The sequence below is a fragment of the Blastomonas sp. genome (genome assembly GCF_046294995.1).
Taxonomy (GTDB): domain Bacteria; phylum Pseudomonadota; class Alphaproteobacteria; order Sphingomonadales; family Sphingomonadaceae; genus Blastomonas.
Genome location: NZ_JBKBOG010000015.1, coordinates 25,327 through 47,006 on the forward strand (window position 1 = coordinate 25,327; position 21,680 = coordinate 47,006).

Genomic DNA, 21,680 nt, shown 5'->3' on the forward strand with positions numbered 1-21,680 from the left:
AAAGGCGATATTCACCGCCCCGCTCATCCACGGTTAACGCAGAGGTGGGCAAGGGATCGCTTTTCCCCAATCAGGAAGATATGAGCTTGCACGCATTGAACACCATCGCGATCCGTACCCGTCGGCTGGCGAAAAAGACGCTCCTGCTGTCGCTGATTGCCGGGCTATCGATGCCCGCGTTCGCGCAGACCGTGTCTGAAGAAGGCGCACCACCGCCTGAAGCCCAGCTCGACGTTCCCGAGGGCCTGACGATGTTCGGCAAGCAGGACCCGAACGTCCGCCGCGCCACCGCGATCGTCAACAGCGAGATCATCACCGGTACCGATATCGACCAGCGGGTCGCATTGATCCTGGCGGCCAACGATGCGCCGGTGTCTGACGAGGAACGTGAGCGGCTGCGGCTGCAGGTGCTGCGCAATCTGATCGACGAGACGCTGCAGATCCAGGAAGCCGCCGCCAACGACATCAAGGTCGACGAGGGACAGGTCGAGCGCACCTATGCGCAGGTCGCGGCGCAGAACTTCGGCCGCGACACCAGCGCGCTCGACAAGTATCTCGAGAGCATCGGATCGTCGTCGCGGTCGCTCAAGCGGCAGATTCGCGGCGAGCTCGCCTGGCAGCGGCTGCTCGGTCGCAACGTGACGCCGTTCATCAACGTGTCCGAAGAAGAAGTGAAAGAGGTTATCGAGCGGCTGCAGGCGGCCAAGGGAACCGAAGAGTTCCGCATCGGCGAAATCTACCTTTCGGCCAACTCGCAAAACCGCGCCGAAGTTGCACAGAACGCCCAGCGCATCGTCGAGCAGCTGCAGCAGGGCGGATCTTTCGTCGCCTATGCCCGTCAGTTCTCCGAAGCATCGACCGCAGCGGTCGGCGGCGATCTGGGCTGGCTGCAGCTCGCGCAGCTTCCACCTGCGCTGGGCGTGGTGGCGCGCGACATGCAGGTCGGCCAGCTTGCCGGGCCGATCGAGATCCCTGGCGGCTTCTCGCTGATCTACCTGATCGACAAGCGCCAGATCCTGACTGCCAACCCGCGCGACGCGCTGCTTGGCCTCAAGCAGCTGTCGATCGCCTTCCCAGCCGGTACCACCGAGGCTGACGCGACGCGGCGTGCGTCCGAGTTCGCCAGCGCCACACGCGCGATCAAGGGCTGCGGTTCGGCTGACGAAATCGCAGCACGATTGGGCGCAACGGTCACCAACAACGATCAGGTAGCGGTGCGCGACCTGCCTGCGCCACTGCAGGACACGCTGATCGCGCTGTCGATCGGCGAAGCGACTCAGCCGTTCGGATCGGTCAAGGATGGCGTGCGCGTTCTCGTGCTTTGCGGCCGCGACGATCCGCAGGCCGCAGGTGGCCCCAGCGCCGAGCAGCTGATGGCCAACATGGAAGAGGAAAAGGTCAGCCGCCGCGCGCAGATCTATTTGCGCGATCTTCGCCGGGACGCGGTGATCGAGTACAACTGATGCATGCGACGGACCTCACCGCGGCGTGAGCGGTTTGCTGGCCATATCGTCCGGCGACCCAGCCGGGATCGGCCCGGAGATCATCGGGAAAAGCTGGCAGGCCCGCGAACCCGAGGGCTTGCCTGCCTTTTTCGCGATTGGTGACCCGCGCGCGTTTTCCGGCGTCTGGGACGGGCCGATCGCGGTGATCGATACGCCCTCGGACGCGCTCGCGCATTTCGCCACAGCCTTGCCGGTGCTGCCGGTGATCGACAGCGGCACCGTGGTGCCGGGGCAGCCCGATCTTGACGGTGCGCGCTGCGCGTTGCAGGCCCTGGAGATGGGCGTGGGCCTGGCGCGCGCTGGCACGGCGCGCGCGATCGTCACCGGACCGATCTCCAAGATCCAGTTGCAGAAGGTCGGGTTCAACTTCCCCGGCCAGACCGAATTCATCGCCGAAGCATGCGGCGTCTCACGCCAGAACGTCGCGATGCTGCTGGCGGGGCCGGATTTGCGGGTGGTGCCGATTACCGTCCATATCGGCATCGCGCAGGTACCTGCAGCGCTGTCGATCGAGCTGATCGTCAACCGGGTGCGTGCTGCCGCCAAGGGCATGGCGCGCAACTTCGGCATCCAGAACGCACGCATTGCGATCTCCGGCCTCAACCCGCATGCGGGCGAACAGGGCAGCATGGGCAGCGAGGAGACCGAGATCATCATCCCGGCAATCGACCTGTTGCGAGCCGATGGGTTCGATGTCGCAGGTCCGCTGCCTGCCGACACGATGTTCCACGCCGCAGCCCGCGCGCGCTATGACGTCGCATTGTGCCAGTATCATGATCAGGCGCTGATCCCGGTAAAGGCGCTGCACTTCGATGATGCGGTTAACATGACGCTGGGCCTGCCGATCGTGCGGACCTCCCCCGACCATGGCACCGCCTTCGATATCGCCGGGCAGGACCGCGCCAGCCCAAGCTCGATGATCGCAGCGATCCGGATGGCGGGCGCCGCGTGGCAGCGCCGCCAGACGTACGAAGGCTGATGCGCAACCCCGTGACAGTCCTGCCCCCCTTGCGCGACGTGATCGCGCGCCATGGCCTTGCCGCGAGCAAGGCGCTGGGCCAGAATTTCCTGCTCGACGAGCAATTGCTCGACCGGATCGCCGCCGTCCCGGGCGATCTGGAGGGCACAGATGTGCTCGAAATCGGGCCCGGTCCCGGTGGCCTGACCCGCGCCCTGTTGCGCGCTGGCGCCAACGTCACCGCGATCGAACGCGACCGCCGCTGCCTGCCTGCGCTCACCGAACTGGGCGAGGCATTTCCCGGCCAGTTGACGGTGATCGAGGGTGACGCGCTCGAACTGCCGCTGGCACAGGTCATGCCGGGGCCGTGCCATATCGTCTCCAACCTGCCCTATAATGTCGGCACCGCGCTGTTCGTCGGTTGGCTGGGAGGCAAGACCTGGCCGCCGCAATGGCTGTCGCTGACATTGATGTTTCAGCGCGAGGTTGCCGATCGCATCGTCGCGGACACCAACGACGATGCCTATGGCCGCCTTGCCATCCTCAGCCAGTGGCGCTGTCATGCGCGGCTGGCGATGAAGGTCCACCGTAGCGCGTTCACCCCGCCGCCCAAGGTGATGTCCGCGATCGTCCATCTGACGCCTGCCCCGATGCCCGAAGGCGTCGCACCCGCACGGCTCGAGGCGCTGACTGCCGCTGCCTTCGGGCAACGGCGCAAGATGCTTCGGCAGAGCCTGAAGGGCCTGCCCGGCGCGCTGGCTGCGCTCGAGGCGGAAGGGATCGATGCGTCTCGTCGGGCGGAAACGCTGAGCGTGGTCGACTTTGTTCGGGTGGCAAGGGCGATGGAGGCGGGTTAGGTCGCCTCGGCTGCACAACGTCCCTCGACTACGCTCGGGAACACGGACTGTGGTGGCAACTCGCCTTTAACCGAGATAAATCGCCACCTCCCGTGTTCCCGAGCCCTTCGGCTGGCTGGCAAGCTAGCCGCTCAGGATAAACTACGTCGAGGGACGTGGCACCCCACCCCCACCCCACCCGCAATTCCCGCACAACCCCCTTCCCTTTCGCGATAGGCGCGCTAGCATCCTCCCAAACCCGCATGCAGCCCGGCACCAGACCTGGGCGCGGCGGACCGGACGAGGAGCTTGAACCATGTACGACCTTATCATTCGCGGCGGCACGATCTATGATGGCCTGGGCGGCGCGCCGTTCATCGGCGATATCGCGATCAGCGGCGATACCATAGCAGCCGTGGGTACCGTCACCGGCAGCGCGCGCGAGGAAATCGACGCCAGCGGGCACATCGTCACCCCCGGCTTCGTTGACATCCACACCCATTATGACGGCCAGGCGACCTGGGATGATGTCATGGCCCCATCGTCCTGGCATGGGGTGACGACCGTGGTGATGGGCAATTGCGGCGTCGGCTTCGCGCCCGCCGCGCCGGACAAGCACCAGTGGCTGATCGGGCTGATGGAAGGGGTGGAAGACATCCCGGGTACCGCGCTTGCCGAAGGGATGAAATGGGACTGGGAGACCTTCCCCGAATATCTTGATTCACTCGAGCGTTTGCCGCGGACGATCGATATCGGAACGCACGTGCCGCATGGCGCGGTGCGCGCCTATGTGATGGGCGAGCGCGGTGCGGCCAACGAGGAGCCGACCGACGCCGACATCGCCGCGATGTCGCGGATCGTCGAGGACGGCCTGCGCGCCGGTGCGCTCGGCTTTTCGTCGTCGCGCACGGTGCTGCACAAGTCGATCGACGGCGAGCTCGTCCCCGGTACGACCGCCACGGCCAAGGAACTGATCGGCATCGGCCGCGCGATGGGCAATGTCGGCTATGGCGTGTTCGAGATGGCGTCCGACCTCGTTCCTGAGTGGAACGAATTCGACTGGATGACCGCGCTGTCGAAGGAGACCGGGCTGCCGGTGACCTTCGCCATGCTGCAATCGCCGATGAAGCAGATGAGCTGGACGCAGCAGATGGCCGCGTGCGCCGAGGCCAACCGCACCGGCGGCAATGTCGTCGCGCAAATCTCGCTGCGTGGCACCGGCGTGGTGATGAACTGGCGCGGCACGGTGCACCCGTTCGTCCAGCGGTCCAGCTGGCGCGCGATCGCCGATCTGCCCTGGGACCAGCAACTCGCCCGCCTCAAGGACCCGGCATTCAAGGCGCAGCTGCTTGCCGAAGACAACCTCCCCCCGCCCTCGCCCGATATCGCCGCATTGTTCATGCTGGTGACCGCCTGCTGGGCGATGCAGTTCCCGATGCACGACGATTTCGACTACGAACCGACGCGGGAAGACAGCATCGCACTGAAGGCCGAGGCAGCGGGCAAGGACGGCGCAGACTACGCCTATGACGCGCTGATGGCGGACGACGGCAACGGCTTCATCTACCTGCCGATCCTGAATTACCAGGACGGCAACCTCGATTTCATCAAGGGGCTGCTCGAGCGCGACGATACCGTGGTCTCGCTGTCTGATGGCGGCGCGCATTGCGGCACCATCTGCGATGCGGCAGCGCCCACCTTTCTACTGAGCTATTGGGCGCGCGACCGCAAGGCAGGCACGATCCCGGTCGAACTCGCGGTCAAGCGCCAGTGCCATGATACCGCGCGGCTCTATGGCCTCAACGATCGCGGGGTGCTCAAGCCCGGCTATCTCGCCGATCTCAACATCATCGATTTGGCCAATATGCGGCTTTCCCGCCCTTGGTTGGCGTTCGATCTTCCGGCGGGCGGCAAGCGGCTGCTGCAGAAGGCGCAAGGGTACGTCGCCACGATCAAGTCCGGCGAGATCACCTTCCGCGATGGCGAGGTGACACAGGCGCGGCCCGGCGGACTGATCCGCGGGCCGCAGAATGTCGAGCAGCGCGTGGCCGCCGAATAAGCCCGGACGGCGCGCGGCGCGCAGGACTGCAACTCGGGAAGACAGCAGCGCATGGACTCCGAACCGCAATCAGGCGAGATCATCGACCGGATCATCCACACCGTCGCGAGCGACGGAACCCCCGTCTGCATCCGGTCGATCCGCACCTCGGATGCGGACCAGATGCGCACCGGCATCGCGCATCTCTCCACCCAGTCGCGCTATCTCAGGTTCTTTTCGGTGCAGCCGATGCCGTCGGACAGCGTGATCGAGCAGCTGGTCGATGCCGACGGGCATGAGCATATCGCCTGGGGCGCGATCCATATGAACGGCACGGACAACCCCGCAATCGGCGCCGTCCACGCCATCCGCAGCGCCGAGCGCGAAGGGTTCGGCGAGTTTTCGGTAGCAACGCTCGATGCGTATCAAGGCATCGGCATTGGCCGGATGCTGACTGCGGTGCTGCTGATCAACTGCCGGGTCAAGCAGATCGATGTCCTGGACATCCAGACCCTCGCAGAGAACCAGGCGGCCATCGGGTTCATCCGGTCGATCGGCGCCGAGATGCTGACCTGGGACGGTGGCGTGCAGGACTATGTGCTCGAGGTGGCGCCCGCAATCGCGGCGATCCGCGCCACCAGCCAGCTTCAGGGTATCGATGATATCTTCACGGCGCTGGACGACTATCTTTGAAAATCCTCAGGACGCCGCCGGACGCTGCCCCATCATTGCGCCCAGCCTCACCGGCATTTCTGCCGACCAATCCGGGTTGAACGCGATGGTACCGGGCTTGAACAGCATGACGACGGTCGATCCGAGCAGGAAGCGGCCCATCTCCTCGCCCTGCCTGAGCACGATGTCCTGGCCCGAATAGTCCCATTGCGAGGGCTTGCCGGTGCGCTTTGCGTTGACCACGCCGTGCCACACCGTCGCCATGCTGCCGACGATGGTCGCGCCGACCAGCACCATCACGAACGTCCCGTGCTGCGGCGACTCGAACACGCACACCACCCGCTCGTTGCGCGCGAACAGATTGGGCACGCCGCGCGCGGTCACCGGGTTCACCGAGTACAGCGCTCCGGGAACATGGATCATCCGCAGCAGCTTGCCATCGCACGGCATATGCAGCCGGTGATAGTCGCGCGGCGACAGGTACAGGTTGGCAAAGCTGCCATGGCGGAAGGGCTCGGCAAGCTCGGCATCGCCGCCAACCAGATCAGTGATCGTGTAACGGTGGCCCTTGGCCTGGATGATGTGATGGTCATCGATAGCGCCGAGCTGGCTGATCGCACCATCGACCGGACTGACGAAATCTGCCTCGGCAATCGGGCGGGCCCCCAGTTTGAGCGGGCGGGTGAAGAAGTCGTTGAAGCTGGCATAGCTGGCGATTTCAGGGTCGTGCGCTTCTGCCATGTCGACGCCGTAACGCTTGACGAACCAGCCGATCAGCCGCGTGGTCATCGCCCCGCCCTGCGCCCCGGCGACCCGCCCTGCCAGCGTCGTCAGCGCCTGTTTGGGCAGCGCGTGCTGCAGCAGAATTTTCAATCGATCGGCCATGGTTTTCCAGATGTTGGTTGAGCGTCGGACCGGCCCGGCGAGAGGGCGGAACTGCGACTATCTGGCCACGATTGCCTGCAACGTCCAGTGCCGACACAGATTTGACCGATCCGCTGCCCGCGCCCTGGCCTTGCGCGATCACGATTTCCGGTTGCCATTCATGCGGTTGCCATCGCATCCTGCCATCCGGTCCCGATTCTGCCGGGCGATGGAAAGATGCATGACGACGTTCGATATTTTCAAGCTGATGCATGTGCTGGGGATCATTCTGTTGCTGGGGAACATCACGGTGACGGCGGTATGGAAGGTGTTTGCCGACCGCACCCGCAATGCCGGAATCGTCGCGTTCGGCCAGCACATGGTCACCGGCACCGACTTTGGGCTGACCGTCCCGGGAATCGTTCTGACGATGGTCGGCGGCTATGGTGCGATGTTCGAGGCCCGCTATGATTTTCCCGGGCCAGGCTGGCTGGTGTGGAGCCAGCTGTGCTTCGTTGCGGCGGGGGTTATCTGGCTGGGCCTGTTGATCCCGATCCAGGTCAAGCAGGCACGCATGGCGCGCGAATTCGCCTCGGCCGGCGAAATTTCGGATGAGTACCGGATGCTTGCGCGCCGCTGGCTTTTCTGGGGCCTCGTCGCCACGGTGCCGCTGGTCTCAGCGCTCTATCTGATGATCGCGAAACCCGCCACCTGAGGGATTTTCCGCGACCCGGTTTTTATTGCTGCGGTGCGGCAACAAATATGGGCAAACGCGCGTTTATCGGCAATACTCGCGCGGGGCCCAAAACGCATCCTGGCCCGGAACGGGAGCCAGCAGGACTCGTAGACATTTTGCGCGACATCACGGCATCAGGGGGCAACGCCATGCAGTTTACTGGAGAATTCGATATGTCGAGGCGCGGTGTCATCGCGGGTGGCGCAACGACCGTGGCGACGGCGGCCATCGCACCGAGTGGAGCGCTCGCCCAACCACGTGGCAACAAGGCTGCCAGCCCGCCGGTTGCCACGACCACGCTCACCGTCAACGGCCAGCGCCACGAGATGGAACTCGACACCCGCACCTCGCTGCTCGACGCGCTGCGCGAGAACCTAAAGCTGACCGGCACCAAAAAGGGCTGCGATCACGGCCAGTGCGGTGCGTGCACCGTGATGGTCGATGGCCGCCGGATCAACAGCTGCCTGACGCTCGCAGTGATGCACGATGGCGATGACATCACCACGATCGAGGGACTGGGAACGCCCGACAATCTGCACCCGATGCAGCAGGCTTTCATCACGCACGATGGCTATCAGTGCGGCTATTGCACCCCGGGGCAGATCTGCTCGGCGGTTGCGGTGCTCGAAGAAATCAGGGCGGGCATGCCCAGCCACGTCACCAATGACATCACCAAGGCACCCCGTCTTTCGTCCGATGAGATGCGCGAACGGATGAGCGGCAACATCTGCCGCTGCGGAGCCTATTCGAACATCATCGATGCGATGAACGACGTAGCGGGGACCAAGGCGTGAAGAGCTTCACTTACGAGCGCGTCGATACGCCCCAGGCTGCCACCGCAGCGTTCGCCGCCAACACCGGCGCGCGCTATATTGCCGGTGGCACCAACCTGCTCGATCTGATGAAGCTGGAGATCGAGACCCCGACGCATCTGATCGACATCAGCCGGCTCGAGCTCAACGGCATGGGCGAGACCGAGGACGGCGGCTTCCGCATCGGCGCGACGGTGCGCAACACCGATCTTGCCTCCGACATGCGCGTCCGCAAGGATTATGCATTGCTCTCGCGTGCCTTGGTCGCAGGCGCTTCGGGTCAGTTGCGCAACAAGGCGACGACCGCAGGCAACCTGCTGCAGCGTACCCGCTGCCCGTATTTCTATGACACCAATCAGCCCTGCAACAAGCGCAAGCCCGGCAGCGGATGCGCCGCGATCGGCGGATACAACCGCCAGCTGGCGATCGTCGGCGGCAGCGCATCGTGCATCGCGACCTATCCCGGTGATATGGCAGTGGCTTTGCGCGCGCTCGATGCCAGCGTCGAGACGATGACGACCGACGGCAAGGGCCGCACGATCCCGCTTGGGCAGTTCTACAAGCCGCCGGGCGATACGCCGCATCTCGACACGGTGCTCGCACCGGGCGAACTGATTACGGCCGTGACCTTGCCCAAGCCGGTCGGCGGCACGCACATTTACCACAAGGTCCGCGACCGCGCGTCCTATGCCTTTGCACTGGTCTCGGTCGGCGCGGTGATCCAGAAGGATGGCAGCGGGCAGGTCGCTTTTGGCGGTGTCGCGTACACGCCATGGCGTGTCGAAGCCGCTGACGCAGAGCTGCCACGCGGCGCAAAGGCGGTCACCGCCAAGGCGTTCGCAGATGCCGAACCGCGCGAGCACAACGCATACAAGCTGACCTTGGCCCAGCGGACGCTGGGTGCGGTTCTGGCACAGGCAAAGGGCTGACCTTCCATGAAATTCGACACGCCCGCCACCACCAATCCCATCGATCAGCTCAAGGTCATCGGCAAGCCGACCGATCGGATCGACGGCCCACTCAAGACCACCGGCACCGCGCCTTATGCATATGAACGCAACGATGTCGCTGCCAACCAGGCCTATGGCTATGTCGTGGGCTCTGCCATCGCCAAGGGCCGTATCACCTCGATGAACCTGTCCGCCGCCCGCAATGCGCCAGGCGTGCTGGCGGTCGTGACCGCCGATAGCGCAGGGACGTTGGGCAAGGGCAGGAACAACACCGCCAAGCTGCTCGGCGGTCCGGTGATCGAGCATTACCATCAGGCGGTCGCGCTGGTGGTCGCCGAGACGTTCGAGCAGGCACGCGCCGCAGCGGCGCTGGTACAGGTCGAATACAGCCGCGGGGTCGGATCGTACGATCTCGCCGCCTCGCTCGACAAAGCGACCAAGCCCGAGGGCGACGATAACGACGACACCACTGTCGGCGATTTCGAAGGTGCCTTCGCTTCGGCGCCGGTCAAGCTCGATGCACGCTATACCACCCCCGACCAGTCGCACGCGATGATGGAACCGCATGCGTCGATCGCGGCATGGGAAGGCGACAAGCTGACCTTGTGGACATCGAACCAGATGATCGCCTGGTCTGTCGGCGATGTCGCCAAGACGCTGGTGATGCCCAAGGAAAATGTCCGGCTGGTCTCGCCCTATATCGGCGGCGGGTTCGGCGGGAAGCTGTTCGTCCGCACCGACGCGATCCTTGCAGCCTTGGGCGCAAAGGCCGCAGGGCGCCCGGTCAAGGTCGCCCTCACCCGGCCGCAGACCTTCAACAACACCACCCACCGTCCCGCGACGATCCAGCGCATCCGCATCGGCGCCGACAAGGGCGGCAAGATCACCGCGATCGGGCATGAAAGCTGGTCGGGCGATCTGCCCGGTGGCGGTCCCGAAACCGCTGTGATGCAGACCCGGCTGCTCTATGCCGGCGCCAACCGGATGACCGCGATGCGGCTCGCCGTGCTCGATCTGCCCGAAGGCAACGCCATGCGCGCGCCCGGCGAAGCACCCGGTCTGATGGCGCTGGAAATCGCGATGGACGAGCTGGCCGAACAGCTGGGTATCGATCCTGTCGAACTGCGCATCATCAACGATACCCAGGTCGACCCCGAAAACCCCGAACGCCCGTTCTCGCAGCGCCAGCTGATCGAATGCCTGCGGATCGGGGCGAAGGAATTCGGCTGGAACAAGCGCAAGGCCAAGCCGGGCACCGCGCGCGATGGCATGTGGCTGACCGGAATGGGTGTCGCTGCCGCGTTCCGCAACAACATCAACATGAAGTCGGGCGCGCGCGTCCGTCTCGAACCGTCGGGGCGGGTCATTGTCGAGACAGACATGACCGATATCGGCACCGGCAGCTACACGATCATCGCGCAGACCGCGGCCGAGATGATGGGCGTTGCGCTCGATCAGGTCGAGGTTCGGCTGGGCGATTCAGCGTTCCCGGCTGCAGCGGGTTCGGGCGGCCAATGGGGCGCCAACAGCGCGACCGCCGGGGTCTACGCCGCCTGCGTCAAGCTGCGCGAGGCGGTGGCGCAGAAGCTCGGTTTCAACAGCGCTGACGTGGCCTTTGCGGATGGTCAGGTGACATCGGGCGGTCGCTCGGTCGCGCTGGGTGATGCCGCGCGCGATGGGCAGATCGTTGCCGAGGACACGATGGAATATGGCGACCTTGCCGACAAGCAGCAACAGTCGACCTTCGGCGGGCATTTCGTCGAGGTGGGCGTGCATGCCGCGACCGGCGAGATCCGCATCCGGCGGATGCTGGCGGTGTGCGCTGCCGGACGCATCCTCAACCCCAAATCGGCGCGCAGCCAAGTGATCGGCGCGATGACGATGGGCGCGGGCGCGGCGCTGATGGAAGAACTCGCGATCGACAAGCGCTTCGGCTTCTTCGTCAACCATGACCTGGCGGCCTATGAAGTGCCCGTTCACGCCGACATTCCCCACCAGCAAGTGATCTTCCTCGACGAGACCGACCCCACCACCTCGCCGATGAAGGCCAAGGGCGTGGGCGAGCTTGGCATCTGCGGCGTGGCGGCGGCCATCGCTAACGCAGTGTACAATGCCACCGGCGTGCGGGTGCGCGAGTATCCGGTGACGCTGGACAAGCTGCTCGACAAACTCCCCGAGATGGCCTGACCGCTGCGACCAGCCCGCTCAGGAAGCGGGCTGGTCTAAATGGCTAACCCGTTCAGGGAGCGGGCGTTCAGGGAGCGGGCGTTCAGGGAGCGGGCTGGGCCTCGATCAGATTCTCGTGCAGGCGGCGTTTGAAATGCCGTTTGATCAGCGTGTCTTCGAGCAGGCGCCCTACGATGAAGAGCACCGCGAAGATGGCCGCGAACACATAGGCTGCGGTCGGCGAGTGCTTCTTGTCGTCCTTCTTGGACTTGTCGTCCTTTTTGGGCTTTTCCGGTGCAGGCGCGCCAAGAAACGCGTCTATCGGGTTGAGCTTGTGGACGACGTCTTCTTTCTTGTCCTTCTCCGCCTTTTCGGTCGATGGCCCCTCGAGCATGCCGATGCCGACGATCATCTGCCCGAAGGCAAGGAAGAGAAACGGGGCCAGAAAGCAGAACAGCAGCGACCTGCTCGCCATGCGATAGCGCAATACGGGTCCTGCGGCGCTGGCTTCCACCTGCAGCACGCCCGCATCGAAGATCGACATCTTGTCCTGGGCGGCTTGATCCTTCTTGGTGAAGCTCAGCGCATCGCCGATCCGATCGTACGTGGTGCCAGGCTGGTCGAAAAGCGGATCAAGCCGTGCAAAAACGTCGTCGCTTGACTGACCCGGTGCCAGCGGAACGCTTCCGCGAATGTTCCATATCCAGTCGATAAAGCGCATCGGGCTGAAGGTTACGCCGGCACCACCACTGTTGGGTGCGTTATCGCCGCGCCGCATCCGCCGATCTCCCAGCGTTCCGGTGTGGCCGGTCATTCCGCGGGTACTCCATACTGATCATCTGCGGTCCCGGCCTTGCCATAGCGTTGCTTGAGCGTCTTCCACCCTTCCGTGAACGGGAAGGTCATCTGCTCGCGGATCGACATCCGGCGGCCCCCTTCCATTCCCAGCAGTTCGGCCTCGCCATCGATGCAGGTGCCGAACATGCGGTCGATGAAGATGAAGATGGTGGCGTAATTGCTGCGGGTCGCCTCGAAATCCTGCGAATGGTGCAGGCTGTGATGTTCGGTGGTGTTGAACAGGTAACGCCACCACGCCGGAGTGTTGAACCGCACATTGATATGCTGATAAACCCCGATCGACATGCCGATCGCGCCCGCCAGCAGCGCAGCACGGGGGAGGAAATCGAACATTCCCCCGATACCAAGGCCGATCAGGAACAGCTCGACCGGGTTGCCGACCGCGCCCTTGTTGATGTTCAGCTGGGTGATGTAATGGTGGACCGAGTGCGGCAGCCACAATGGGTACCAGTTGTGCATCCCGCGATGCATCCAGTATTGCCCGAAATCGGCGATAAACAGGATGGCAAACGCCTGTACAAGCAAAGGCATGCTGGTGAACCAGGCGAATTTGCCCCAGTCAAAGCTGTTCAACAGATTTTCGATTAGCACATCGCTGCCGAGATACCCTTCGACCATGTTGAGCATGGTATAGCCCAGCCCGACATAGAACAGGTCGGTGACCAGCTCCTTCCAGGTGAGCTGCCAGCTTGCAAAACGCGGATTGATCCATTCAAGCCCGAGCAGCAGAATTTTGAAGGCGATGCCAATGCCGATTGCGGTCGAGGCTTTGGCGATCGAATTGGGCGCGTAATACCAGAACAAAATCAGCGCAAAAAGCACCGCCGGCTGGAAATAAGTGAACACGAACTGCTTGACCGGCCCGCCCTGCACCCGAGGGATGTTCTCCCACCCGATGGTGACGGGCGCCTGCGTGCCTATCAGCCGTTTACCTACGCGAACTCCGTCCATACGCCTGTACTCGCGATGTGACCCTTTCCTGCCGGCGTCCGGCTCTAAAAGGGTTCAGGATGTTAAAGTCAGTAAATACAACGTCGTAAATTCGGGGGCATCACGCCAGATACCAATCCGGTATAGTTGACATAGATGCGATCTATGACGTCACTCGGCACGGGCTGACACCGGCATGATGATGAAGCGATCGTGCACCTGCCCCTGGTCCGGAACGTCGAGCTTCGCCCTCAGCCCCGCACGCAATTCGGCGATGCTGGACGGAGGAAGCTCGAGCGGGTGCTCGTCGGGATGGGCGGCGGCCTCGTGCGGGTAATCCTCGCCCGGCGTCCGCGTCATCTCGATATGCGCGCCGAGCACCGCACGGATCGGGTGGTTGCGCGCGAAGACCGCCAGACGGTCGATGCTGGCGCGGTTGTCGCCGAGAAAATTGACCGGAATGTACAGCCGCCCGGGATAGAGCGTGTCACCCGAGAGCAGGATCTTGAGGCGCGGATCATAGACCATGATCGCGGCTGCCTGATGGCCCGGGGTGCCAAGAATGCTCAGCTTGCGTCCGCCGAGATCGAATTGGGCGATGGCATCGGGCCATGGCGATATCCCGAAAAACGCGGCAACATCGGCGGGCTTCAATCCGACGACGGTTGTGTCGGCGCGATCGCGAAAGGCCGCATCGCCAGCGACATGGTCGCCATGGCTATGGCTGTGCGCGACCACCAGAGGAATGGACGTGCGCTTGTTGGCCGCCAGCCATTCGGCGATCAGCCGATCGACGGTTGGCCTGATCTGCCCCCCGTCCGCGCCGCTGTCGATCAACAGCACCTTGTCGCGCCCGAACATCAGATAGAGGAACGGAGCCTCGAAATTGGTCTTCACCGATTGCCGGATCACGAAGGTATCGGCGTCGAGCGCCTGCACTTGCGTGGCAGGTTCTGCACCGTTGGTGCCGTCGATCCAGCGTTCGGCAAACAGCGCGGGTGGCGCCTCGGCCTGCGCCCCTGCCAGCGGGGTGCCGACCAGACACCCCGCCAGAAAGATCGCCGCGCCCAGCCGAATCGAAGGTTTCAGGCGTGACATGCTTGCGCGCTTAGAAGTTGAAACGTGCTTCGACGCCAACCACACGTGGTGTCAGCACCGACCGCGCATAATAACGCGAGATGATACCGCCATTGACGAAGCCGAAGCGGCTACGATCGTTGCTGATACCGGTGACGGCGTATTCGTTGGTGATGTTGTTGGCGAACAACGATATTTCGTATGTGTCGTTTACCCGGTAGGTGATGGCGGCACGATGGGTCAGATAGTCGGGTATGGTCTCACCAAAGCCGCGGTTGCCGACACGGCTGAAAATGTTGCCGGTATAGGTTGACGTCCAGTTGAAGTTGATCTCACCATTATCGCCCGCCGGGATCAGATAGTCGGCCGCCAGCGACCCACTATGCTTGGCTGAACCAGGCAGACGGTCACCATCGAACACACCGACGCGGCCAAACTTCGGCCGGAAGCTGGCCACCTGGCTGTTGCGGATTTGCAGCAGGCTGGGAACGTCGGATGTCAGCTGTGCATCCAGATAGGAATAGTTGCCGCGCAACGAGAATTCCGGCGTGATCTGGGCGGTGAAGGAGTAATCCAGCCCGCGGTTGCGCGCGGTACCACCGTTGGTGAGAATGCCGATGCCGCCGAACTGCGTGGCGCTGGCCAGCTGGATGCCATTCCAATCCACCTGGAACACCGACAGGTTCATGGTCAACCTGTTGTCAAACAGGCTCCCGCGCACGCCGAGTTCAAAGTTCTCGGTCTTGTCCGGGCCGTAGAACAGTTCGTCTGGCAACGCGCAGATGTTCTGCTGGTTGAGATTCAGCGGTAGAACACACGGTGCCGCACCGGTATTTGCACCGCCGATTCGGTAACCGGTACTGTAGGTGAGGTAGACGAGCGCAGCGTCGCTGAACTTGTAGGACGTATTCAGCTTGTAGACAAAGCCGCTGGCGCTCGCCTCACCGCTGCTCGATGGAATATCGTCATCGCTCGCGACCGCGCCGTCGTAATAAGGCAGTGTCGAGCCGCCGATGCGATCGAGATCGTATCCGTAGTAGCGCAAACCGCCGGTAATCTGCCATTCCGGCGTTACCTTGAAGGTGACTTCGCCAAAGACGGCACGTTCCTTGGTCGTGCTGCGCCCGAACGACGCATATTCATTGTCATCGGCATTGGGGATGACACCAAACGCCTGTCCCGTGGGCGAGGCAGCAAAGCCGGGAATGTATTCGCGATAACTGTTACGGGTGCGCAGCTCATTGTAGAATGCCCCCAGAACCCAGCTGAACGGTCCGCCATGCGTGGATACCAGGCGCAGTTCCTGGTTGAACTGCTTGGAACGCGCGGTTGACCGGGTGAAACCGGTGAAGGCAGGGAAACTTTCGTAGCCATAATCGAGATCGAGCAGCAGATCGGTCACATCGACGCCCCCGCTGTTCTTCGTCCAGGTGACGCCGGTGGAGGAAACCAGTTCTGCAATGCCGCCAAGCTGTGCATCGACTTCGAGGCTGAGCAGGTGGGCACGACGGGTTTGCGGCTCCAGCACACGCCACGGACCTTCATAACGGCCCTCACCCACCACGCCGCCGCCATTGGCCTGACGGCCATCGGTCTGCACCTCCTGAAAGGCATAGGTCACATAAGCGTTCAGGTTTTCGAGCGTCAGGCCCAACTGGTTGCGCGTGGTGAAGGTCTTGCCATAATTGACGTCGCGTTCGCGCTTGAAATTGGCCGCCTGCTGCGCGCTGGTGCCCAGCGGATTGGACGCCGGGCCGGGCTGCGGCAACGACACCCCGATCGTCTGCACGGTGAACGGATAATCGATGAAGCCGGGGTCGTAAAAGTAGCCGGTCGCACTACGGAAGGCCAGCCTGTCGCTGATGATCGGCAGGTTGATGGCGGCGTCGAACACATATCCCACGTCCTTGCTCTGCGACATGGCGAAGCCACGGGCGTGGGCGGTGCCGGATACCTTGGTGGTATCTGGGCGGGCAGGAATGTAACGGACTGCGCCGGCCAGTGTGCCAAGGCCGTAGAGCGTGCCTTGGGGTCCCAGCAATACCTCGATCCGTTCCATGTCGATCAGCTTGAAATCGAAATAGAGCGGCACCTCGCCGAGATACACGCCGATGGCATTGTTGGAGTTGTCGGCGAAGGTGCTGGTGTCGTCGGCTGACAGTCCGCGCATCACGATGGTGCCAGCCCCGCGCGGGCCGGTGTCGGTGATGGTCACACCCGGAGTAAAGGCGCCAAGGTCGCGGATATCGTTGAGACGCTGCTGCGCGAGCTGCTCGGATCCGATCGCGCTGATGTTGATCGGCACGTCCTGCAACGAGGTTGCGCGCCGGGTGGCAGTGACGACGATGGTATCGGCATTGGCCGCGCTATCGGCTTCCTGTGCGGAATCCTGTGCAAACGCCGGATTGGTGGCAAAACCCATGAGCGCGGTTGCGCCCAGCAGCGTGTTGCGGAACATTTTCTGTGTCATTCGGACCCCCCTTATGTGGTGAGCCTCTCTTGAACGACATCCTTCCCCACGAGCACGTTGGCCCGCTGGCGCTCTGGCTATGCCGGCACCTTGTCAGCCGCAGTCCGGCCAAGTTGTCTTGCAATTCCGTAGTTCCGATCACGGGTCGCGCCGCGGTAATCGGTCCGTCGGCGATCAGCGCCGTCTGCAACGAGACTGAACAACCGGTTCATCGTCGGGTCTCTGCGCGCTGCCACCTGCCTGCGGCTGGAAACCAGCAGCATACCGGCATGAATATCAACACTGCAGGCCCGCCTCGAATTCATGAACCCTCGCTCAGAACAATCGGTTTCTCCCTGGTCGCCTTCGTTGAGGCGATGTCCATTACGGTATGGATATTACGCTTTGCGTCAAGCGTAATAATTTTGCAGTTGCTCAGTATGAACCCGGCTTGTGCTGCAGCGCACAAAATAGCGCTTTTATAACGCGTTGGTAATACTTGTGCCTCGCCCTCGAAACGCTGAACGCCGTCGCTCGCAGCACTGTGGCCATCTCGACCTGCGAATCACTTCAACAGCTACTCTGCGTAAGTCTTAGCCGGCGGGATCGAGTAAAAAGCCCGCTGTGCCGGACATTTTGCCTCAGCGCAGAACCGATCAAGGGAATGCCTGCCGTATCTCCCCCGATGCAGCACACACGAAACGCCGTATTACCTTTTTTACGCTGGGTAATATTTTTGATGGACAAGCGTTGCGACTGGGGTGATGCTGCACTGCGAAAGGGGATCGAATCATGATGAGGCTTTTGGGCAAACTCGGCACCGCAGTGCTGATCGCAGGGTCTCTCATGCTGGCGGCCTGTTCGCAGGGTCCCGATCCCAAGACCCAGCCCAAGACCGAGTTCACCATCGGCTGGTCGATCTACGCCGGATGGATGCCATGGCCCTATGCCCAGCAGGCGGGCATCGTGAAGAAATGGGCCGACAAATACGGCATCACGATCAACCTGGTGCAGGTCAACGATTATGTCGAATCGGTCAACCAGTACACTGCGGGCAAGTTCGATGGCGTGACCGTCACCAACATGGACGCGCTGACCATCCCGGCAGCAGGCGGCAAGGATACCACCGCGATCATCATCGGCGATTATTCGAACGGCAATGATGGCATCCTGCTCAAGGGCGCCAATTCGCTGGCTGCCATCAAGGGCCGCCAAGCCTATCTGGTCGAGCTTTCGGTCTCGCATTATCTGCTGGCGCGCGGGCTCGACAAGGCCGGGCTCAAGTCGCCCGACGTCAAGACGATCAATACCTCTGATGCCGATATCGTCGCGGCCTTCGGTGCGCCCGATGTCATGGCCGCGGTCGCCTGGAACCCCCAGCTGTCGGTGATGAAGGCCGAGCAGGGCGTGAACATGGTGTTCAGCTCAGCCGATATTCCCGGCGAGATCCTCGACCTGATGGTGGTTGATACCGCAACGCTCAAGGCCAATCCCAATCTTGCCAAGGCGCTGGTCGGCATCTGGTACGAGACCGTCGCGCTGATGCAGCGGCAGGATGCGGAAGGTGCCGCCGCGCGCGCCGCAATGGCGAAACTGTCCGGCGCAGCGCCCGAGATGTTCGACAGCCAACTGGCAACCACCTTCCTCTATGCTGACCCCAAGGCCGCAGTCGCCGCCGCGACCTCTGCCAACCTGGTCGAAACGATGACGCTGGTGCGCGACTTCAGCTTCTCCAAGGGGCTGTTCAAGGGCGCGAGCTCCGCCGACGATGTCGGCATCGCGTTCCCTGGTGGCAAGACGCTGGGCAATCCCGACCGGGTAACGCTGCGCTTCGACGACAGCTTCATGAAGCTCGCCGCCGATGGCACGCTCTGACCGGTAGCGGATCGCACAGGGGCAACTGAGATGCGCTGGGTCAACCTTCACCTGAACCGAGGACAGCGGTTTCTGCTTGGCGCGCTTCCGGTTGCGCTGCTGGTGCTGGTGTATCTCGTGATGGCCGCACAGCGGCATGCCGATAACCCGATGGACAAGATCCTGCCGCTGCCCAGCGCCATGATCGCCGCGATGTCGGCGCTGATGTTCCAGCCGGACCAGCTCACGGGACAGCTCACCTTCTGGGTCGATACGCTGGCCAGCCTGCAGCGGCTGGGGCTGGGTCTCGGCATCGCGACGATCAGCGCGCTGGTGGTCGGGCTGGTGCTCGGGGTACTCCCGCCGGTGCGCGCAACCTTCGGACCTTTGGTCACCGGGATCGCCGTTATCCCGCCGATCGCGCTGCTGCCGATCCTGTTCATCGCACTGGGGCTGGGCGAGACCGCCAAGGTCGCGCTGATCGTCATCGGAATCGCGCCCGTCATGGTCCGCGATATCGCAGCCCATGTCGGTGCGCTGCCGCCTGAGCAGATCATCAAGGCGCAGACCCTGGGCGCAAGTTCGTGGCAGATCATGATCCGGGTCGCGCTGCCCCAGGCGATGCCGCGCTTGATCCACGCAGTGCGCATGGCACTGGGCCCGGCGTGGGTGTTTCTGATTTCGGCAGAGGCGATCGCTGCCGATGTAGGCCTGGGCTACCGCATCTTCCTGGTGCGCCGCTATCTCGCGATGGACGTGATCATCCCCTATGTCGCATGGATTGCGCTGCTCGCCATCCTGATGGACGCCGTGCTGACCCAGACCAGCAAGCGCGCATTCCCCTGGGCGCATGGAGCGGGCCATTGAGCGCGCTGCCCGCCCCCGTATTGAGCCTGCAGAATGTGTGGGTGGAGTATGGCGACAAGATCGTGCTCGAGCGGGTCGATCTCGACATCGCGGCGGGGTCGTTCGTTTCGATCGTCGGGCCCTCGGGCGCGGGCAAGAGCAGCCTGCTGCGCATCATCCTGGGCCAGGAGCGTCCGACCCGCGGCGCCATCGAACTCGATGGCGCGCCGTTGGCGCCCGAATGCGGGCCCGATCGCGGCGTGGTCTTCCAGCGCTATTCGGTGTTCCCGCACCTCTCGGCGCTGGGCAACACCGTGTTCGGACTGGAGTGCGCGCAGGCGCCGCTCTCGGCGCGACTGTTCGGATCGGCCAAGCGCGAAGCCACCGCGAGGGCGACCGAAATGCTCGAAGCGGTCGGGCTGGCAGATTCGATGCACCTGTATCCCGCGCAGCTTTCCGGCGGGATGCAGCAGCGGCTGGCGATCGCACAGGCGCTGATCAAGCGCCCGCGCATCCTGCTGCTCGACGAACCGTTCGGTGCGCTCGATCCGGGCATCCGCGCCGACATGCACAAGCTGATCCTGTCGCTTTGGCGCGATTATCAGCTCACCATCATCATGGTAACGCACGACATCCGCGAGGCGTTTACGCTGGGAACCCGCGTGCTCGCGCTCGACAAGCGCCGCCACGATCCGCACGCGCCGCACCGCTTCGGGGCGACCGCAGTGTACGACATCGCGCTGCGCAAGGATCCCGAGCCTGAGGAAACCGCGCCGGTTATCCCCGAGCTGACTTCCCAAGCCAAACCACAAGAGAGTGCCTGACGTGAGTACCGAACCCACAAGCCTTGCCCGGCTGTCGATGAGCCTGCCCGGCGAGCTGTTTCGGCAGCTCGACAACATGGTGGAGGAACGCGGCCTGCCGTCGCGCTCGCAGCTGATCGCCGAGCTGATCCGCCACGCGCTCGCCGAGCACGAGGCGTACACCCGCCCCGACGAGATGCTCGCGGGCACGATTACCATCGTCTATCGCGGCGATCGCGGCCGGGTGCGCCACCAGCTTGCGCAGACCCAGGCCGAGTATCTCAAGGAGGTGATCTCCTCGCAGCACGTGTTCCTCGAGGACGACCAGTCGCTCGAGGTGCTGCTGGTCCAGGGCCCTGCGGTGCGGCTCAAGGATCTGTGCGATGCGCTGCGCCGGGTCCGCGGGGTGCATCAGCTCCAATTGGTCACCACCACCGCTCTGCTGCCGCCGCTGTACGAGCCCGACGCCAATCTAACCGAAGGAGCCGCCGCATGAGCGCTGTCCTGTCTGACCCGAACGCCGCGCGCGACCATGCCCGGTCGATGGCGGGAACCAAGGTCGAGACGATGCCGGCATTGCCACCGGTGGCCGATGATCTGCCCGAAGGCGTTTCATCTGACGAACTGGTGTGGGAAGAAACGATCGCCCCCGGCGGCTATGCCACGCGGCGGCTGGCGCGCGGCACCCGGTTGCGGCTGATCGACACCAAGGGCGATGCGTGCGCCGCGCTGCAACTGTTCAACGCCGAGATGCCGACCGAACGGCTGAATGTGGCCGATACGGTCAAGGTGCAGTGGAACGCGTATCTGGGCGCGGGCAAATTGCTGCTGTCGGACATGGGCCGGGTGATGATGAGCATTCTGGAAGACGATGCGGGCACGCACGATGCCTTCTGCGGCACCTCGAACGCCGCTACCAACGCCGCGAAATACGGCGATGGCAGCAACAGCGGCCCCTGCCCCAATGGCCGCGACCGCTTTCTGCTGGGCGCTGCCAAGCATGGGCTGCAGCGGCGCGATGTCCATCCATGCGTCAACCTGTTCAAGGGCGCGAAGATCGCTCCCGATGGCGCGATTGTCCCCAATATCGGTCCGTTCGCAGGCGGACGCAGCGTGATCCTGCGCGCCGAGATGGACGTGATCGTGGTGATCGCCAACGTGCCGCATGTGCTCGATCCGCGCGACACCTACACTGTCACCCCGCTGCGCGCGACCGCGTGGCGCGGCCCGGTGACGCCGCCGGACGACGCCATCCGCAACGCGACGCCCGAAGGCCAGCGCGCCTTCCTCAACGTCGAAGACTATTTCCGCCGCTGAAAGAAGGAG

Annotated in this window: 19 protein-coding genes; 14 read left to right on the top strand and 5 right to left on the bottom strand. The window is 63.5% G+C overall.

The features are described from left to right. The first annotated feature begins 80 nt into the window (after positions 1–80). The 5 genes from ACK4R0_RS14030 to ACK4R0_RS14050 all read left to right on the top strand — a co-directional run bounded on the left by ACK4R0_RS14030 (position 81) and on the right by ACK4R0_RS14050 (position 6,030). Entirely contained in the window at positions 81–1,463 is a 1,383-nt protein-coding gene (locus ACK4R0_RS14030) for a peptidylprolyl isomerase (RefSeq protein WP_409675138.1), read from the top strand. Between the two features lie 25 nt (positions 1,464–1,488). Further along, complete coding sequence (gene pdxA / locus ACK4R0_RS14035) at positions 1,489–2,484, top strand: 4-hydroxythreonine-4-phosphate dehydrogenase PdxA (protein ID WP_409675141.1); 996 nt, start codon at positions 1,489–1,491, stop codon at positions 2,482–2,484. An 11-nt stretch (positions 2,485–2,495) separates the two neighbouring features. Then, positions 2,496–3,320 (top strand): 16S rRNA (adenine(1518)-N(6)/adenine(1519)-N(6))-dimethyltransferase RsmA, encoded by an 825-nt coding sequence (gene rsmA / locus ACK4R0_RS14040; RefSeq protein WP_409675144.1) that lies wholly within the window; start codon positions 2,496–2,498, stop codon positions 3,318–3,320. A 295-nt stretch (positions 3,321–3,615) separates the two neighbouring features. After that, positions 3,616–5,358 carry an N-acyl-D-amino-acid deacylase family protein gene (locus ACK4R0_RS14045; RefSeq protein WP_409675147.1) on the top strand — a complete coding sequence of 581 codons (1,743 nt, stop codon included), beginning with the start codon at positions 3,616–3,618 and terminating at the stop codon, positions 5,356–5,358. A 51-nt stretch (positions 5,359–5,409) separates the two neighbouring features. Further along, a complete protein-coding gene (locus tag ACK4R0_RS14050; RefSeq protein WP_409675150.1) occupies positions 5,410–6,030 on the top strand; it encodes an N-acetyltransferase family protein in 621 nt (206 codons plus the stop codon). Positions 6,031–6,036: 6 nt separating this feature from the next. On the opposite strand, the gene asd is transcribed toward ACK4R0_RS14050, so the two are convergent. Next, positions 6,037–6,894, bottom strand: coding sequence for an archaetidylserine decarboxylase (asd, locus tag ACK4R0_RS14055; protein ID WP_409675153.1), 858 nt, complete (start codon positions 6,892–6,894; stop codon positions 6,037–6,039). Between the two features lie 220 nt (positions 6,895–7,114). On the opposite strand from asd, the gene ACK4R0_RS14060 reads away from it, so the two are divergent. From ACK4R0_RS14060 to paoC, 4 genes are all read left to right on the top strand, one after another. Then, entirely contained in the window at positions 7,115–7,588 is a 474-nt protein-coding gene (locus tag ACK4R0_RS14060; RefSeq protein ID WP_409675156.1) for a DUF2269 family protein, read from the top strand. A gap of 170 nt (positions 7,589–7,758) precedes the next feature. Beyond that, entirely contained in the window at positions 7,759–8,403 is a 645-nt protein-coding gene (gene paoA / locus ACK4R0_RS14065) for an aldehyde dehydrogenase iron-sulfur subunit PaoA (protein ID WP_409675159.1), read from the top strand. Further along, a complete protein-coding gene (locus ACK4R0_RS14070) occupies positions 8,400–9,350 on the top strand; it encodes an FAD binding domain-containing protein (protein WP_409675162.1) in 951 nt (316 codons plus the stop codon). The genes paoA and ACK4R0_RS14070 overlap by 4 nt, the downstream gene beginning before the upstream one ends. A 6-nt stretch (positions 9,351–9,356) precedes the next feature. Continuing rightward, positions 9,357–11,558: an aldehyde oxidoreductase molybdenum-binding subunit PaoC gene (gene paoC, locus ACK4R0_RS14075; RefSeq protein ID WP_409675165.1), complete on the top strand. Its 2,202-nt coding sequence runs from the start codon at positions 9,357–9,359 to the stop codon at positions 11,556–11,558. An 82-nt stretch (positions 11,559–11,640) separates the two neighbouring features. Here paoC and ACK4R0_RS14080 read toward each other — a convergent pair whose 3' ends face one another. The 4 genes from ACK4R0_RS14080 to ACK4R0_RS14095 form a co-directional block, all read right to left on the bottom strand. Continuing rightward, positions 11,641–12,351 (bottom strand): hypothetical protein, encoded by a 711-nt coding sequence (locus ACK4R0_RS14080; protein WP_409675168.1) that lies wholly within the window; start codon positions 12,349–12,351, stop codon positions 11,641–11,643. After that, a complete protein-coding gene (locus ACK4R0_RS14085; protein ID WP_409675170.1) occupies positions 12,348–13,346 on the bottom strand; it encodes a sterol desaturase family protein in 999 nt (332 codons plus the stop codon). The genes ACK4R0_RS14080 and ACK4R0_RS14085 overlap by 4 nt, the downstream gene beginning before the upstream one ends. Before the next feature lie 150 nt (positions 13,347–13,496). Then, positions 13,497–14,423, bottom strand: coding sequence for an MBL fold metallo-hydrolase (locus ACK4R0_RS14090; RefSeq protein ID WP_409675173.1), 927 nt, complete (start codon positions 14,421–14,423; stop codon positions 13,497–13,499). A 10-nt stretch (positions 14,424–14,433) separates the two neighbouring features. Further along, positions 14,434–16,872 carry a TonB-dependent receptor gene (locus tag ACK4R0_RS14095; protein WP_409675176.1) on the bottom strand — a complete coding sequence of 813 codons (2,439 nt, stop codon included), beginning with the start codon at positions 16,870–16,872 and terminating at the stop codon, positions 14,434–14,436. A gap of 771 nt (positions 16,873–17,643) precedes the next feature. Here ACK4R0_RS14095 and ACK4R0_RS14100 point away from each other — a divergent pair. The 5 genes from ACK4R0_RS14100 to ACK4R0_RS14120 are packed head-to-tail and all read left to right on the top strand — an operon-like array spanning position 17,644 to position 21,671. Continuing rightward, a complete protein-coding gene (locus tag ACK4R0_RS14100) occupies positions 17,644–18,726 on the top strand; it encodes a putative urea ABC transporter substrate-binding protein (protein WP_409675179.1) in 1,083 nt (360 codons plus the stop codon). A gap of 30 nt (positions 18,727–18,756) precedes the next feature. Then, positions 18,757–19,572 (top strand): ABC transporter permease, encoded by an 816-nt coding sequence (locus ACK4R0_RS14105; protein WP_409675182.1) that lies wholly within the window; start codon positions 18,757–18,759, stop codon positions 19,570–19,572. A gap of 5 nt (positions 19,573–19,577) precedes the next feature. Next, positions 19,578–20,375, top strand: coding sequence for an ABC transporter ATP-binding protein (locus ACK4R0_RS14110; RefSeq protein ID WP_409675284.1), 798 nt, complete (start codon positions 19,578–19,580; stop codon positions 20,373–20,375). Between the two features lie 37 nt (positions 20,376–20,412). Next, the gene (locus tag ACK4R0_RS14115) at positions 20,413–20,850 is read left to right on the top strand and encodes a CopG family ribbon-helix-helix protein (protein ID WP_409675287.1); all 438 of its coding nucleotides are present in this window, start codon (positions 20,413–20,415) and stop codon (positions 20,848–20,850) included. Continuing rightward, the gene (locus ACK4R0_RS14120; protein WP_409675185.1) at positions 20,847–21,671 is read left to right on the top strand and encodes an urea amidolyase associated protein UAAP1; all 825 of its coding nucleotides are present in this window, start codon (positions 20,847–20,849) and stop codon (positions 21,669–21,671) included. Before ACK4R0_RS14115 ends, ACK4R0_RS14120 begins: the two co-directional genes overlap by 4 nt. Positions 21,672–21,680: the final 9 nt, after the last annotated feature.